At 69.2% G+C, this 15757-nt stretch carries 15 protein-coding genes; 3 read left to right on the top strand and 12 right to left on the bottom strand.

Going from position 1 to position 15757, the window contains the following annotated elements; all coding sequences use genetic code 11:
- Window positions 1-21 precede the first annotated feature (21 nt).
- On the bottom strand, window positions 22-2274 hold the full coding sequence (locus FGL91_RS02710) for an ABC transporter ATP-binding protein (protein ID WP_153242997.1): 2253 nt from the start codon (window positions 2272-2274) through the stop codon (window positions 22-24).
- Window positions 2271-3998, bottom strand: a complete 1728-nt coding sequence (locus FGL91_RS02715; RefSeq protein ID WP_153242998.1) for an ABC transporter ATP-binding protein — start codon at window positions 3996-3998, stop codon at window positions 2271-2273. The genes FGL91_RS02710 and FGL91_RS02715 overlap by 4 nt, the downstream gene beginning before the upstream one ends.
- Before the next feature lie 232 nt (window positions 3999-4230).
- Between FGL91_RS02715 and FGL91_RS02720 the strand changes: the two genes are divergently transcribed.
- Both FGL91_RS02720 and FGL91_RS02725 read left to right on the top strand, forming a co-directional pair.
- On the top strand, window positions 4231-5292 hold the full coding sequence (locus FGL91_RS02720; protein WP_153242999.1) for a hypothetical protein: 1062 nt from the start codon (window positions 4231-4233) through the stop codon (window positions 5290-5292).
- A complete protein-coding gene (locus tag FGL91_RS02725) occupies window positions 5292-5681 on the top strand; it encodes a GntR family transcriptional regulator (protein ID WP_153243000.1) in 390 nt (129 codons plus the stop codon). Before FGL91_RS02720 ends, FGL91_RS02725 begins: the two co-directional genes overlap by 1 nt.
- A gap of 171 nt (window positions 5682-5852) precedes the next feature.
- Here the strand turns inward: FGL91_RS02725 and FGL91_RS02730 are convergent, their stop codons facing one another.
- A complete protein-coding gene (locus FGL91_RS02730) occupies window positions 5853-6914 on the bottom strand; it encodes an enoyl-CoA hydratase/isomerase family protein (RefSeq protein ID WP_153243001.1) in 1062 nt (353 codons plus the stop codon).
- 112 nt (window positions 6915-7026) lie between these two features.
- On the opposite strand from FGL91_RS02730, the gene FGL91_RS19000 reads away from it, so the two are divergent.
- The gene (locus FGL91_RS19000; RefSeq protein ID WP_227991826.1) at window positions 7027-9048 is read left to right on the top strand and encodes an ATP-binding cassette domain-containing protein; all 2022 of its coding nucleotides are present in this window, start codon (window positions 7027-7029) and stop codon (window positions 9046-9048) included.
- 97 nt (window positions 9049-9145) lie between these two features.
- Here the strand turns inward: FGL91_RS19000 and FGL91_RS02740 are convergent, their stop codons facing one another.
- The 9 genes from FGL91_RS02740 to FGL91_RS02780 form a co-directional block, all read right to left on the bottom strand.
- On the bottom strand, window positions 9146-9595 hold the full coding sequence (locus FGL91_RS02740; protein WP_131493338.1) for a hypothetical protein: 450 nt from the start codon (window positions 9593-9595) through the stop codon (window positions 9146-9148).
- A 95-nt stretch (window positions 9596-9690) separates the two neighbouring features.
- On the bottom strand, window positions 9691-11013 hold the full coding sequence (gene hemL, locus FGL91_RS02745) for a glutamate-1-semialdehyde 2,1-aminomutase (protein WP_153243002.1): 1323 nt from the start codon (window positions 11011-11013) through the stop codon (window positions 9691-9693).
- Window positions 11014-11088: 75 nt separating this feature from the next.
- Window positions 11089-12066 (bottom strand): porphobilinogen synthase, encoded by a 978-nt coding sequence (gene hemB, locus FGL91_RS02750; RefSeq protein WP_153243003.1) that lies wholly within the window; start codon window positions 12064-12066, stop codon window positions 11089-11091.
- A complete protein-coding gene (locus FGL91_RS02755; protein ID WP_047520995.1) occupies window positions 12063-12863 on the bottom strand; it encodes a uroporphyrinogen-III synthase in 801 nt (266 codons plus the stop codon). Before FGL91_RS02755 ends, hemB begins: the two co-directional genes overlap by 4 nt.
- On the bottom strand, window positions 12860-13855 hold the full coding sequence (gene hemC / locus FGL91_RS02760) for a hydroxymethylbilane synthase (protein WP_153243004.1): 996 nt from the start codon (window positions 13853-13855) through the stop codon (window positions 12860-12862). The genes FGL91_RS02755 and hemC overlap by 4 nt, the downstream gene beginning before the upstream one ends.
- A 5-nt stretch (window positions 13856-13860) precedes the next feature.
- Window positions 13861-14541: a hydrogen peroxide-dependent heme synthase gene (hemQ, locus tag FGL91_RS02765; RefSeq protein WP_047520999.1), complete on the bottom strand. Its 681-nt coding sequence runs from the start codon at window positions 14539-14541 to the stop codon at window positions 13861-13863.
- Between the two features lie 77 nt (window positions 14542-14618).
- The gene (locus tag FGL91_RS02770) at window positions 14619-14891 is read right to left on the bottom strand and encodes a hypothetical protein (protein WP_047521001.1); all 273 of its coding nucleotides are present in this window, start codon (window positions 14889-14891) and stop codon (window positions 14619-14621) included.
- Entirely contained in the window at window positions 14878-15285 is a 408-nt protein-coding gene (locus FGL91_RS02775; protein WP_021198266.1) for a phage holin family protein, read from the bottom strand. Before FGL91_RS02775 ends, FGL91_RS02770 begins: the two co-directional genes overlap by 14 nt.
- A gap of 1 nt (window position 15286) precedes the next feature.
- Window positions 15287-15718, bottom strand: a complete 432-nt coding sequence (locus tag FGL91_RS02780; protein ID WP_047521004.1) for a hypothetical protein — start codon at window positions 15716-15718, stop codon at window positions 15287-15289.
- Window positions 15719-15757: the final 39 nt, after the last annotated feature.

Genomic DNA, 15757 nt, shown 5'->3' on the forward strand with positions numbered 1-15757 from the left:
GGGGCGTCTGCGTGATGCCGCTCAGTCGCGAGAGGCGGAGCCGTCGGCCCCTTCCTCGAGAAGCGCCTGGGCAGCAGCCGTCTCGGCGGCAGGAACCTGCGCCCCCACCGACGCGCCGGCGACGGCCGCAGCCGCGTGCACGCTCTCCTCGTCCGCGTCACCGGTGACCACGACGGGCGTCGAGCCGGTGAGGGCCTCTTCGGCGTCGATGTCTGTGGCCGCCTGCTCGAACTGCGACTGGTACAGGCGCCAGTAGGCTCCCTGCGCGGCGATCAGCTCGTCGTGCGTGCCCTTCTCCACGATGTCGCCGTGCTCCATCACGAGGATGAGGTCGGCATCGCGAATGGTCGACAGACGGTGCGCGATCACGAAGGACGTACGTCCCTTGCGAAGGGCGGCCATCGCGTGCTGCAGCAACAACTCGGTGCGGGTGTCGACGGCCGACGTGGCCTCATCGAGGATGAGGATCGACGGCTGTGCGACGAACGCGCGCGCGATGGTGATGAGCTGACGCTCGCCCGCGGAGACGTTCGCGGCATCCTCGTCGAGCACCGTGTCGTAGCCCTCGGGGAGGGCGTGGACGAAGCGGTCGACGTAGGTCGCCTTCGCCGCGGCGAGGACCTCGTCGTCGGTCGCGGCGGAGCGGCCGTAGCGGATGTTCTCGCGGATGCTCCCCGCGAACAGCCACGGATCCTGCAGCACCATGCCGGTGCGCGACCGCAGCTCATCCCGGGTCACCTCGGCGATGTCCTGACCGTCGAGCATGATGCGTCCGCCGCTGAGCTCGTAGAAGCGCATGATCAGGTTGACCAGAGTCGTCTTCCCCGCTCCGGTCGGCCCCACGATCGCGACGGTCTGCCCCGGCTCCACCCGGAACGACAGGTCTTTGATCAGCGGACGATCCGGCGTGTACGAGAATGCGACGTTCTCGAACTCGATGACGCCCTTGCCCTCGACGAGCTCCGGAGCATCGGCATCGTCCGCCTCCTGCTCGTCCGCATCGAGGAGCTGGAACACGCGCTCCGCCGACGCCGTACCCGACTGGACCACCGCAGCCATGCCGCCGAGCTCGGAGAGCGGCTGCGTGAACTGCTGCGAGTACTGGATGAACGCCTGCACATCGCCGAGACGGAGCTGTCCGTTCGCGACCATCAGACCACCGAGCACCGCGATGCCCACGTAGCTGAGGTTTCCGACGAACATCATCGCCGGCATGATGATGCCGGACAGGAACTGCGCCTTGAAGCTGGCCTGGAACAGCTCTTCGTTCTCGGCCTGGAACTTGTCGAGCGCGTCTTTCTCACGTCCGAAGACCTTCACCAGCGCGTGGCCGGAGAACGCCTCCTCGACGCGGGCGTTGAGCCGTCCGACCTTGCGCCACTGCGTGCCGAAGGCCTTCTGCGAGCGCGGACCGATGATGCCGAAGATCACACCCATCAGCGGCAGCGTGATGAGGGCGACGAGCGCGAGCTGCCAGGAGATCGAGAACATCATCACGAGCACGCCGATCACGGTGAGCACGGAGGTGAGCGCACCGGACAGCGATTGCTGCATCGTCTGGGTGATGTTGTCGATGTCGTTCGTGACGCGCGAGATCAGCTCACCGCGCTGCACCTTGTCGAAGTACGACAGGGGCAGACGGTTGATCTTCGCCTCGACCGCCTCGCGCAGACGCCACATGGTGCGCACCATGATCACGTTGATGACGTACCCCTGGATCCAGGTGAGGAACGCCGCGGCGACATAGATGGCGAGGACAGCGGCGATGACCAGGCGCAGCGCGCCGAAGTCGACACCCTGACCGACGGTGAAGTCACCCAGCGCACCGACCTGATTCGCGAAGTCGTCCTGACCCGCGCCTCGCAGCGCCTCGACCACGACGTCCTGCGATGTTCCTGCCGGGAACCCCGGGGAGTCGCCGTTCGGCTGCCCGAGTTGGATGGAGATGAACCCCTTGTAGACGAGGTTCGTCGCCTCGGCGAGCACCTTGGGCGCGGCGACCGTCAGCACGACGCCCAGCGCACCCAGGATCGACACGAAGACGAACCAGAGTGCCGAGGGCTTCAGCAACCCGATCATGCGCGCGAAGCTCGGCCCGAAGTTGTCGGCCTTGCCCGGCGCGACGCTGTCCCAGTCGCCGGAGTTCTGTCGGGCCTGCTCCGCGAGCTCGGCCTCGTACTTCTCCTCCGCCGTCAGTTCGACCTCGGCCACGGGAGCCGTGGCCTTACGGCGGCTACGCGTGGGCTTGCCCTGTTCCTTGTTCTGCTCGCTCATGCGTCCACCCCCAGCTGCGACTCGACGATCTCGCGGTAGGTCTCGCTCGTCTCGAGCAGTTCCTCGTGCGTGCCGACGCCCACCATCGTGCCGCCGTCGAGGACGACGATGCGGTCGGCGTCCGTGATGGTGGAGATGCGCTGGGCGACCACGATCTTCGTCACATGCGGGAGCTCCCTCCACAACGCCTGGCGGAGCCGGGCATCGGTGGTCAGATCGAGCGCCGAGAACGAGTCGTCGAAGACGAGGATCTGCGGCTGGTGCACGATCGCACGCGCGATCGCGAGACGCTGGCGCTGACCGCCCGAGACGTTCGTACCACCCTGCGCGATCCGCGAATCGAGTCCGTCCGGCATCTCCTCGACGAAGTCGCGACCCTGCGCGATGTCGAGCGCATGCCAGAGTTCTTCGTCGGTCGCATCTTCACGCCCGTAGCGCAGGTTCGATGCGACGGTTCCGGTGAAGAGGAAAGGACGCTGCGGCACCAGGCCGATGCTATCCCACAGCGCCTCGACGTCGGCCTCGCGCACGTCTGTGCCGCCGACATGCACCGCGCCGCCCGAGACGTCGAAGAGGCGCGGGATGAGCGACACGAGCGTCGTCTTGCCCGATCCGGTCGAACCGACGATCGCAACGGTCTCGCCCGGCTGCGCCGCGAAACTGATGCTGGTGAGGACCGGCGAATCGGCTCCGGGGTAGGTGAACTCGACGTCGTCGAACGCCAGGGATCCCGGTACCGGGAACTCGGTGACGCCGTTCTCGGGACGGATCAGCGTGGATTCGGAGTCGAGCACCTCGCCGATGCGCTCGGCCGAGACCGCCGCGCGAGGGATCATCATCGCCATGAAGCTCGCCATGATCACGCCGCCCATGATCTGGCCGATGTACTGCATGAAGGCGAACAGCGTGCCGACCTGCACCGTGCCGTTGTTCACCTCGATGCCGCCGAACCAGATGACCGAGACGACGGTGACGTTGAGGATGAGCATGAACAGGGGGAAGAGCAGCACGAACAACGAGCCGACCTTGCGACCGACGACCATGATGTCGGTGTTGGCCCCGCGGAAGCGCTCCTCTTCGATGCCCTCGCGCACGAACGCACGGACGACGCGGACACCGGTGAGCTGCTCCCGCATGATGCGGTTCACGTTGTCGAGCTTGCCCTGGTAGCTGCGGAACAGCGGGACCATGCGACCGATCACGAGTGCGGCGAGGATCAGCAGCAGCGGCACGGAGACCGCGATGAGCCAGCTGAGGCCGACATTGGTCTGCACGGCGAAGATGATGCCGCCGATCGCGAGCAGCGGCGCCGTGACGAGCATGGTCGCGCCCATCATGGCGAGCATCTGCACCTGCTGCACGTCGTTCGTGTTGCGGGTGATGAGCGAGCCGGCACCGAACTGGGAGACCTCGCGCTCGGAGAAACCGCTGACCTTGCCGAACACGTCGGAACGGATGTCGCGTCCGGCACCCATCGCGGCGCGCGCGGCGAAGTAGGTCGCGGTGACCGAGGCGATGATCTGCCCCAACGAGACCGTGAGCATGAACAGGCCGGTGCCCCAGATGTAGGCGGTGTCACCGCGGGCGACGCCCTTGTCGATGATGTCGGCGTTCAGGCGCGGGAGGTAGAGGGTCGCTGCCACGCTGGCGAGCTGGAAGACCAGCACCGCGAGCAACAGCCACCGGTATCGAGAGAGATAGCGAAAGAGGATTTTTCCCAGCACAGGCGGACTTTCTAGGAAGGATGAAGCGGCGGGTTTCTCGGCAGACGGATGCCGACCGACAACCGGCCACAAGACAGAGTGCCACGATCCGCGGACATTCGTATCCCCCTTTGGACGGACCTTCGCTGACAGCGAACCGGTTTCCCGTACGATCAGCGGTTCGGTCCGAGCTTGTATTTACGCACTGATACAACTTGTGATAGACATGCAGTACAAAGAGAACGGACTGCGCATGCCTGACCTTTTCACCTCCCCGCTCGCCTCCGCTCTGTGGCGCCTGGATGGCTGGCAGATGCTCGGCGCGCTCTTCACGATGCCGTGGGTCTCTCTGGTCGTCGCGGCGGTCATCGCGTGCGGCATCTGCGTGTTCCCCGGAAGGCGCGCGCAGAGGGAGAGCCGGATGCGGCTCGGGGCGGCCACAGCCGGCGGCGTCGTCGCCCGCTACTCGCGAGAGCACCGCACGATCGGTCTGACGGCGATCGGAGTGGTCGTCGTCTTCCTCGCCGACAATCTGATCTCCGGATACGTGCTCGATCTCAACGGCGTCATCTCCTGGTGGCGGTACGCGATGCCGGTGTTCACGGCGTCCGTCGGCATCGGACTCCTGCTCGCGATCGTCGCGACCCTCGGGAGCACACCCCCGGAACGACCGGTCGCCGTTCCCCGCCGCACGTGGCTGACCTTCAGTCCGCGCGCAGGAACGGCGGGAGCCGCCCTCGCAGTGCTTGCTCTCACGGCGACCACGGTCCTGGCCGGTCTCGCTTCGTCGAACATCAACGGGGGTCCCTATGTCTTCCTCGAGATCGAGATCAACAACGAGCCGATCGACCCGCTCCGACCCTGGTTCTACGGCTGGGCGTACGGCATCCCCGTGCTGATCTGCACCGCGGTCCTCCTGGCAGTCATTGTGGCCGCGCTCCACGCGAGCGCCGTCCGCCCGTTCCTGCGCCCGGAGACGGTGGCCGCAGAGCAGCGGGAACGCCGCGATGTCGCGACGGCGATCACCCGGACGGCGACGTCGGCACTCCTCCTCTCCCTTGCGGGGGCGTGGCGGTTCATCGCCGATGCCGGATCGGTCGTCGGTCTGACCGTCCAGCGCGACGGCGGCTCGGACTCCTACACGGCATTCTGGCGATACGGCGAGATCGCAGGTGTCGGAGGCGGTCTGGCACCGTTGCTGGAGATCGCCGCCTTCGTGCTCCTCTTCCTGGTGATCGCGCAGCTGTACCCGCGCGATCACGGCGCGCGTACGGGCACCGAGGCCGAGAGCCCCGCCGACAGCGAGGCCGTGTGATGAGCCCGAATCCGAAGCTCTCGGCGGCAGATGAGACCAATCCTGCGCTCGACATCTACCGGCAGTTGCGCGGCCTCATCGTCTCGGGCCAGCTCGGTGCCGGCGAACGACTGCCGACCGTCCGCCAGACGGCGAGCGATCTGGGCGTCGCTCCCGGCACCGCCGCACGCGCATACAAGATGCTCGAGGCGGACGGACTGGTGATTTCGCGCACCGCCGCCGGCACGCGTGTCTCCGAGTCGGCCGGGGTCCTCCCGGCCTCGGTGATCCGCCGCCTCCGCGACCTGGTCGACGAGGCCGACCCCCTCGGCGCCGAGCTCGACGACATCGTCGATGTGCTGCGGACGATCTGGCAGTCGCGGACGACGCCAGAGGACGCCCCGGAGTAGCCCGATCCCGCTCCGGCCCGGCCCACCTGTCGGGGACTCCCTGCCCGCCTGTCGGGAGTTCCGGGCCGAACCGACTGGAAACGGCCGAAACCGTCCGACAAGCGGGCACGCTCCCGACGGGTGTGCACCGCACGCGGGCACACTCCCGGCGGCCCCGCACACCCCGGAGCGTCAGAACAGCGGCGGCCGGGGCACGTACCCCCGCGCCGGGGCACCCGCATCCGGGGCGAGCTCGGCCAGCGTCGGCGGGTCCCACTTCGGGTTGCGGTCCTTGTCGACGAGCTGCGCGCGGATACCCTCGACGAGGTCCGGGTGCTCGTTGACGAACCACAGCACCCGCCGGTACTCGCCCTCGAGGGCAGCCCGCAACCCCGGGAGCTCGCGCGCTTCGCGCACGGCATCGAGCGTGACGGTGAGGCCGGTGGGGGCGAGGCCCGCCAAGAGCTCAGCCGTGGCGGCGGCCTCCGTGGTGCCCTGCGCCTCCAAGCGGTCGATGATCTCGCTCACGGTCGCGGCCGAGAACGCTTCGTCGACCCACGCCTTCGATGCGGGCAGCTGCGTGGGCTCCGGCGTCTCGTCGAAGAGCAGGACGATCTCGCTCGGGCCGGTCGGATCCGCACGGAACGCCAGGGCCTCCCGCAGCGCGTCCAGACGATCGGACGGCACGAAGTGGTCGGCGAACCCCAGGTAGACGGCATCCGCTCCGCTCATCGTCGCGCCGGTCAGTCCGAAATACTCCCCGAATCGGCCGGGCGCTCGTCCGAGCAGCCAGGTGCCGCCGACATCGGGCGTGAACCCGATCCGGGTCTCGGGCATCGCCAGCTTCGACCGCTCCGTGACGATGCGGATCGCCGAATGACCAGCCAGGCCGATCCCCCCGCCCATCGTGATGCCGTCGGCGAACGCCACGACCGGCTTCGGATACTCCGCTATCATCGCGTTCAACGCATACTCCGCGCGGAAGAACTCGGCGGTGCGCTCGGACTCCCCGGCGACGATCTGCGCGTGCAGCGCACGCACGTCTCCGCCGGCGCACATGCCACGTTCCCCCGCCCCGTCGATCAGCACGATCTGCACGTCGGTGTCGTCGCGCCAGGCGTCGAGCGCCTCGGTGAGCGTCTCGATCATCCCCTCGTCGAGCGCGTTGATCGCCTCCGGACGATTGAGGGTGAGCCGCCCGAGTGCTCCTTCGGTGCGGATGAGGACACGGGATGCAGCCTGGGATTCGGTCACGCGTGCCAGGTTACCGCTTCGCCGAGGGCGGAGAATCCGCGCGAAATGCGGGATCCGACAGGCTTTTCCGGCAGGATAGGGAGGAACTGTTCACTGCGACGAGAGGTCACGGATGCCTGAAGGACAGGTGCTGGAGTTCACGCACGTGACGAAGCGCTTCAATGAGGTGACCGCCGTCTCGGACTTCTCCGCGCGCGTCGAGCCCGGCGCCGTCACCGCCTTCCTCGGCCCGAACGGAGCCGGCAAGACCACCACCCTGCGAATCCTCCTCGGTCAGGTGCGCGCCACCTCCGGAACGGCCACGATCGGCGGGACGGCCTACGCGGAGCTCCGCCAGCCGCTGCGCACCATCGGTGCCGTCCTGGAAGAGACCGTCTATCGTCCTCGGCGCACCGCCGAACGTCAGCTGACGATCGCCGCCAAGGCGAACGGCATCCCGCTGGCCCGCGTCGGAGAGGTTCTGTCCCTCGTCGGCTTGGACTCCGAAGGCGACTCCCGGATCGGCGGCTTCTCGCTCGGCATGCGTCAGAGGCTGAGCGTCGCGCACGCCCTTCTCGGCGACCCGGGTGCGCTCGTCTTCGATGAGCCGGCCAACGGGCTCGACCCCGAGGGCATCCGCTGGATGCGACTGCTGATGCGCCGCCTCGCCGACGAAGGACGCACGGTACTCGTGTCCTCGCACGTCCTCAGCGAGGTGGAGCAGGTCGCCGACAACGTCCTGGTCCTCTCGAAGGGCCGGTTGGTGCTGGCGAGCGGTATCGAGACGCTCGCCGACCCGCAAGGCGGCTCCGTCATCGTGGATGCCGCGGATCGTGGTGCGCTTCGTGTCGCGCTCGACGCGGCAGGATTCGACATCGAGGTCCTGCGCTCCGGCCTGACCGTGCGCGGCGGCGACGCCGGGACCGTCGGAGCTGTCGCCGCGGAGGCCGGAATCGCCCTGAGCACGCTCGTGCAGCGCGGTCCGACCCTGGAAGACGTCTTCATCGACCTCATGCGCGGCGGCCGACTCGCGCCCCGCGCAGACACGAACACGCCGCCGCTCGACGCGCCGGTGCTCGCCGCCGCGCCCGACGCCGCTGCCACCGACGCCGCTGACGCCGAGTCCACGGTCGCCATCCCGGTAGCCGCCGCCGCGGCCTGGGCCGCCGAGGCCGCCGCCGCACCCGCCGGTGAAGCCGTTGGTGATGACCTGGCCGCAGCGGCTTCCGCGTCGGCGACCGCCGACGAGGATTCGAACGATGGCGTCTCCGAGCTGTTCACCCCCGAGGCGGACGACGAGACGCCGGTGGATGCCGCTCCCGTCGCTGCACCCGGATACGAGGCGGACGAACCGCTCCCCCACGAAGACCCCGAAGATCGTCACGGCGACGAGGACCACGGCGACACGAGCCGGGACGACGAGACCGACCAGGCCGAGGAGCCCCCGGCGCGGTCATTCGACGAGATCCTGTTCGGCGCGGCAGCCCCCGTCGCCTCCCCCGCGGCCACGGCTGACCGGGAATCGCCGCGGCACGACGTCGCCGAGGTCTTCACGACGAGTGACGACCCCGAGACGGACACTCCCGCACAGACCTCTGAGCACGACGGCACCGCCACAGACGACACCGTCGCGGACGACACCGCCGGAGACGACACCGCCGGAGACGACACCGCCGGAGACGATACTGCCGGAGACGAGCAGATCGTCAGCACGGACGGCGCCGACGCCCACGAGGACGACGCAGCGGAGGATGATGCCCCCGCCGGTGTCGAGATCTTCGCCGACCTCGACACCGCCGCGGACGTCGACGGCGGCGAGGACACTGCCGAGACCGAGGAGGACGCCGATCCGCGGTCGGCAGCCGTCAGCTCGATGCTCGCCGCGGCCGCACGCGCGTACTACGAGGACGAGCCGAAGGACTACCCGCTGGGGCAGGACGCCGAGGCCACCGACGATGCCCCCGTCCAGGACGGTGCCCACTGGAGCGTCGCCTCCACCGGCGTGATCGACACCGTTCCGCTGGCCGAGTCCGAGTCCGAGTCCGAGGAATCGAGCCTCGAGGAATCCGGCGACGCCGAGGCCACCGACGGCCAGGATCACGACGGCGAGAACCACGACGGCCAGAACCATCACGGCGAGACCCACCACGGGTGACCCGCCCGCTCATGCAGCAGAACGCCCTCCCAGCCTGACGGCTGCGGAGGGCGTTCCCTGTCGTGGGGCGCGGATTCGCGCGTCGGTCGCCCTGTGCTCAGGCGGGCCGGGGGCGGATGACCGGTCGGCGGCTCCCCTTCGTCACGGGGGTCGGCGCCGTGGCGACGATCTCCTCGACGTTCGCGGGCTCCGAGGACACGTCGAGTCGGAGCGCCTGTGTGAGCGCGAGGCCGTGCCGGGTCGTGAGGATCAGGCGGCGGTACTGATCGTCGCCCTCGAGGTCGATGACGACGCTCGGGCGACGGCGGCGGATGAGCACGAAGTCGAGGCTGCCCGCGGCCTTCCAGCTTCCGGCGGCCAGGACGCCGGGGATGTGCGTGCCGGGATTCGGCACCCCTCGCAGCCAGGTCCACGCGTCGTCGGTCAGCTGGACCTTGGTGATGGTGTCGCGCACGATCCGGAGGTTCTCGCGGTGGAATGTCGCGGCTCGTTCCAGCGGCGAGAGCACGACTTCGAGTTGCGTCTGGTCCAGCAGCAACGTCACCATGACACTTAGTCTGCCAGCGCCGCCCTGCCAGTTGTCTGGAAGTTGCTCACAGGAACGCAACGATCCCTTGTGGGGTCACACCATTCCCCGGCGCGCTACGGGCGAGCCGCCGCCGCGGCCTCCGCGGCAGCCGGCAGCGCCGCTTCGATGAGCCGGAGCTCCTCGTCGCCGTGCGCGGCGGTCAGGAACCAGGCCTCGAAGACACTCGGCGGCAGGGCCACGCCCTGCTCCCGCAGCGTGTGGAAGAACGGCGCATAGCGGAACGACTCCTGCGCCTGGGCCTCGGCGTAGTTCCGCGGCACGGAAGCGCGGAACGAGGCGCTGAACAGGTTGCCCGCCCGCGCGACCGCGTGAGTGACCCCGGCAGATGTGAGCGCGGCGTCCAGCGCCGCGGAGAGCCGAGCGGAGGCGGCATCGATGGTTGCATAGACCTCGGGCGTCGCGAGCCGCAACGTCGCGAGGCCCGCCGCGACCGACAGCGGATTCCCCGAGAGCGTCCCCGCCTGATACACCGGCCCCAAGGGAGCCAGCAGGTCCATGACCTCGGCCCGCCCACCGAGCGCGGCCAGCGGCATCCCCCCGCCGACGACCTTGCCGAAGGTGACGATGTCGGGCAGGTAGTCCTCGCCCTCCGAGGCCTGCAGTCCCCAGAAGCCTGCGGGGTGCACGCGGAACCCGGTGAGCACCTCGTCGAGGATCATCAGCGCACCGTGCGCGTGCGCGGTCTCGGCGATCAGACGGTTGAATCCCGGCAACGGCGGGACGACGCCCATGTTCGCGGCCGACGCCTCGACGATCACGGCCGCGATCCGCTGTCCGTGCTCGGCGAACACCGCGGCCAGCGCCTCGGGGTCGTTGTACCCGATCACGAGCGTCTGCGCAGCGATGGGAGCCGGTACCCCTGCCGATCCGGGGAGCGCCAGGGTCGCGACACCGGAACCCGCTTCTGCGAGAAGACCGTCCGAGTGGCCGTGATAGTGCCCGGCGAACTTCACGAGCAAGTCGCGGCCGGTGGCTCCGCGCGCGAGACGGATCGCTGTCATCGTGGCCTCGGTCCCGGTGGACACCAGTCGAACGCGCTCGATCGGGCGGATCTCACCGAAGCGGACCCGGTCGGCGATCAACGCCGCGAGTTCCACCTCGCCCTCGGTCGGAGCACCGAACGACAGTCCGCGGGTCGCGGCCTCCTGCACCGCCGCGACGACTTCCGGGTGCGCGTGTCCGAGGAGCGCGGGCCCCCACGAGGCCACCAGGTCGACGTACTCGCGCCCCGCCGCATCCGTCACCGTGGCGCCCGTGGCCGACGCCAGGAAACGCGGTGTCCCCCCGACCGAACCGTAGGCGCGCACCGGCGAGTTCACGCCGCCGGGGATCACCGCCCTGGCAGCGGAGAACAGGTCGTCATTGCGGTCGGTCATGAAAGCTCCTTGCGATGCACGGAGCCGTCCCGGCATCCCTTCCAGGCTAACCGTCGTGCACGGTCTCCGAAGACGTCAGTCGCGCAGCCAGCCCGCAGCCTCGGTCGCCCAATAGGTCAGCACCGCATCCGCGCCCGCCCGTCGGATCGAGAGCAGGGATTCGAGCACGGCGGCCCGCCGGTCGATCCAGCCGTTCGCGCCGGCGGCCTCGATCATCGCGTACTCGCCGGAGACCTGGTACGCCCAAACCGGAACGCTCACGGTGTCACGCACCTCCCGCAGCACGTCGAGGAACGCCATCGCCGGCTTCACCATCACGATGTCGGCGCCCTCGGCCTCATCGACGACGGCCTCACGCACGCCCTCGCGGCGGTTGCCGGGGTCGAGCTGGTACGTGCGCCGGTCACCCTGCAGCTGCGAGTCGACGGCTTCACGGAACGGTCCGTAGAAGGCGCTCGCGTACTTCGCGGCGTAGGCGAGGAGAAGCGTGTCGGTGAAGCCCTCGGCATCCAGGGCAGCGCGGATCACCGCGACCTGGCCGTCCATCATGCCGGAGAGCCCGAGGAGCTGCGACCCCGCCCGCGCCTGTGCGAGCGCCATCGAGGTGTACCGCTCCAGCGTCGCGTCGTTGTCGACCGAGCCGTCGGCCGCGAGCACGCCGCAGTGACCGTGGTCGGTGAACTCGTCGAGGCAGAGGTCCGTCTGGACCACGAGTGCGTCGCCGACCTCGGCCGCGAGCGCCGCCGTGGCGAGGTTGAGGATGCCGTGCGGGTCGTCGGCACCGGAGCCGCGGGCGTCGCGGACCTCCGGGACGCCGAAGAGCATCACACCGCCGACACCCGCCTCCGCCGCCTCCACCGCCGCCGCACGCAAGGAATCGATCGAGTGCTGCGCGACACCGGGCATCGAGCCGATCTGCACCGGTTCGGTGAGTCCTTCGCGGACGAACAGCGGGAGCACGAGCTGCCGCGGCTCCAGCGAGGTCTCGCGCACGAGGTCGCGCACGGCCCGAGACCGGCGCAACCGCCTCAGGCGAACATCGGGGTAGCTCACGGTGCGAACTCGTCGGCCGCGTGCGGAAGGGTGAAGTGCGAGACGGCGTCGATCAGTGCGTCGATCGTCTGCCGGTCGGCGACCACCGACACGGGCAGTCCTGCGAGCTGGGCATCCCTCGCCGTCCGTGGGCCGATCGCGGCGAGCAGCGTCTCATCCGGGATCTCCGGGAACTGCTCGCGCACCTGCTGGGCGACCGAGCCGCTGGTGACGAGGATCGCGTTGATGCGGCCGTTCTCGACATCGCGGCGGATGCGCTCCGTCACCGGGACGCCGACCGTCCGGTACGCGACGACACCGTGGACATCGTGCCCCGCCTCGGAGAGCAGACGACTGAGCACCGGCTTGGCGATCTCGCTGCGCAGGGCGAGGATGCGGCGCGGTTCCTTCTCGAGTCCGATGAGCTGCCGCGCCATCCCTTCGGCGGAGTTGTCCTGCTCGGGGACGAGCGCGACCTCGTAGCCGACGGCCTGCAGAGCAGCGGCCGTCGTCTCACCGACCGCGGCGATCTTGGTCGATCGCGGCACGATCGCCCGATGGGCGAAGAGGACGTCCACGGTCGTCGCACTGGTGATCGTGAGCCAGTCGAACTCTCCGGCGGCGAGCTGCGCGAGCGCGGTGTCGAGCGTCGCCTGGTCGGTGGTCGGGGCGAAGTTGATCAGCGGCGCCACGACGGGGACGGCGCCCAGCGCCCGAAGGCTCGCGGCGACGCTGTCGCCCCACGGCCCGCCACGGGGCACCAGAATGCGCCAGCCGTCCAGCGGTCGGTCCTGCTTGATTTCTTCGGAAGTGGTCATGAGGATTGCTCTCGGGATACGAGGCCGGCCGCCCCTTGATCGAGCAGCCGACGGGCAACAGTGAACCCGAGCTCGCGCGCTGCGTGCATCGGGTCTGCACCATCGGCAGCATCCGCTCCATTGCCACTGCCGTTCCGACGAATATACTCCCCGTTCAGGTCTTCGGTGACGTCGAGGCCGATCCGGCGCCCACCGTCCGTCGCGTAGACCACCGTTCTGACACGGATCGACGAGCCGTCGACGACGGCGTGCGCGGCCATCGGCGCCTGGCATCCCGCATCGAGTCCTTGCAGGATCGCGCGCTCCACCGTGATGGCCAGCCGGGTGTCCCTGTCATCGAGACCGGCGAGGGCGTCGAGCAGCTCCCGGGGCGCGTCCGCACGGGTCTCCACCGCGAGCGAACCCTGCCCCGGAGCGGTCGGCCACTCGGCGAGCCCGAGCTCCTCGCGCTGGAGGGGAGTCCTCGCATCGAGCCGCGACAGCCCTGCCGCAGCGAGGATCACGGCATCCAGCTCGCCCGAGACGACCCGCGCGAGACGTGAATCCACGTTCCCCCGGATGTCGACGACCTCCGCACGCGGCGCGCGCCGGTGGACCTGGGCGATGCGCCGCGGAGAACCGGTGCCGACCGTGCTGCCGGAACGCAGCTCGTGGAGCGGGACGCCGTCGCGGGTGAGGACCACGTCTCGCGGATCCTCTCGTTTCGGCGTCGCGGCGATCACGAGCCCCTCGGGGACTGCCGTCGGCAGGTCCTTGAGCGAGTGGACGAGGAAGTCGCACTCCCCCGCGAGCAGCGCCTCGCGCAATCGCGTGGCGAAGATGCCCTGGCCACCGATCTCGGACAGGGAGGCACGGTTCGTGTCGCCCTCGCTGGTGATCGGGACGAGTTCGACAGGGCGACCGGAGAGCTTCTCGAGCGCGGTCGCGACATGGCCCGACTGCGCCTGCGCGAGCGCGCTGCGACGGGTTCCCAGACGGATGGGGGTGCTCATGGCGCTTACTGGAGGACGTCCGCGATCTCGTCGAACCGGAGCCTGCGCCCCGTGTAGAAGGGCACCTCCTCCTTCACGTACATCCGCGCGTCCGTGTAGCGCAGGTCCCGCATGAGGTCGACCAGGTCGGTGAGCTCATCGGCCTCGAGCGGCAGCAGCCACTCGTAGTCGCCGAGCGCGAAGGACGCGACCGTGTTGGCGAGGACGCCGGTGAACGCCGCACCCCGGCGTCCGTGGTCGGCCAGCATCGTGCGCCGCTCCTCCTCCGGAGCGAGGTACCACTCGGGCGTGCGCACGAAGGGGTACAGGCACAGCCAGTCCTTGGGCTCGATACCGCGCAGGAATCCGGGGACGTGTGCGCGGTTGAACTCGGCATCGCGATGGACGCCCATGACGTTCCACACCGGGAGGAGCGGACGCAGGAGCTCGGTGCGACGCAGGCGTCGAAGGGCCTTCTGCAGCTCTTCCGCGGTGTCGCCGTGCAGCCACACCATGAGATCGGCGTCAGCCTTGAGTCCGGAGACGTCGTAGAAGCCGCGAACGGTCACCCCGGAGTCCTCGATGTACGCGACGATCGTCTCGAGCTCCGTCGACTCGCTCTCCGTCACGGGAACATCGGGATTCCGTCGCCAGACGGCCCAGAGTGTGAAGCCGGACGGGTTCTCAGCGCTCTCTTCGGACATCATGCTCCCCAGTCTGCCTCGTTTGTGCAGGAGCCGCTAATCACCCCAGAAGCGGTCCCGACCTCTCGGAACTCCGCGCGTCAGCGGGAGATCACGCGCGCGATCGCCCAGACCGCACCGCCCACGGCCGCAGCGACGCCGACAGCAGCGGCGATCGCACCGATCGGGTTGCGATCGGCGAACACCCGGGCCTTGGCGGCGGCGCGCGTGGAGGCCTTCTCGAGACGGCGCGGCAGGTTGCCCTTGACCTCGATGGCGGCGAGCGCGGCCTTCAGCTCAGCGCGCGCGGAGGCGACGGGGTCGACGATCCCGGCGGGGACGGCGGTGCGCGGCATCGACTCAGAATTCGTCATCGCCGGCCTCCTTCACGAGTCGGATGTCTTCCGCGACGGCCTGCGCCGGGTTCTGGCGCGCGAGGACCTTGCGGAACTTCAGGATGCCGAGCAGCGCGAACAGCAGCACGGCCAGGATCAGGATGCCGAACACGGCGATCGCCGAGAGCCACACGGGCCACCACGACGAGAGTCCGGCGATCGCGAAGACCAGGATCACGGGCACGGCCCAGAACAGGAAGAACAGCGCGACGAGGAACCACACGGAGCCGATACCGGCGTCCTTCGAGGTCCGCGAGATCCACGCCTTCGCGGCGTCGATCTCGGCCTTGACCAGATTCGTGACGAGTTCCGGCAGATCCCCGAGCAGGGTCAGCAGACTGTCGTCGGCACGATCACGGTAACCGCGGGGCATGTCAGGCGCCGGACTTCTTGGGGGCGGACTTGGTCGCCGCGGGCTTCTTGGCCGCGGGCTTCTTGGCGGCGGGCTTCTTGGCGGGCGTGCTCGCCGTCGCCTTCGCGGCCTCGACCGCTTCCTCGGTGGCTTCGGCGAGGTCTTCCGCCGCCTCGCGGCCGGTGGCGATGGCGGAGTCGAGTCGCTGACCCGGGGTGCCGTTGCCGCTGACGGACTTGGCGACCTTCACCACGCCGGTCCAGAGCGCTCCCGGCACGGCAGCGGCCTTGTCGCCGACGAAGCCCTTGACCTTGGTGACCTGCTCCTGCACCGGATCGAGGTTCCACACCTTCAGCCACTGCGTCTTGATCTGTTCGTAGCGCTCACGTCCGGCACGGGTGCCGAGGACGTAGCCCACGCCGAGTCCGACGACGAGTCCGATCTTCCCCTTCATGGGGTCTCCTCACCTTGTTCCGGTTGTCCGGCCAGCTTC

It is taken from the genome of Microbacterium sp. CBA3102, from assembly GCF_007954505.1.
GTDB lineage: Bacteria > Actinomycetota > Actinomycetes > Actinomycetales > Microbacteriaceae > Microbacterium > Microbacterium aurugineum.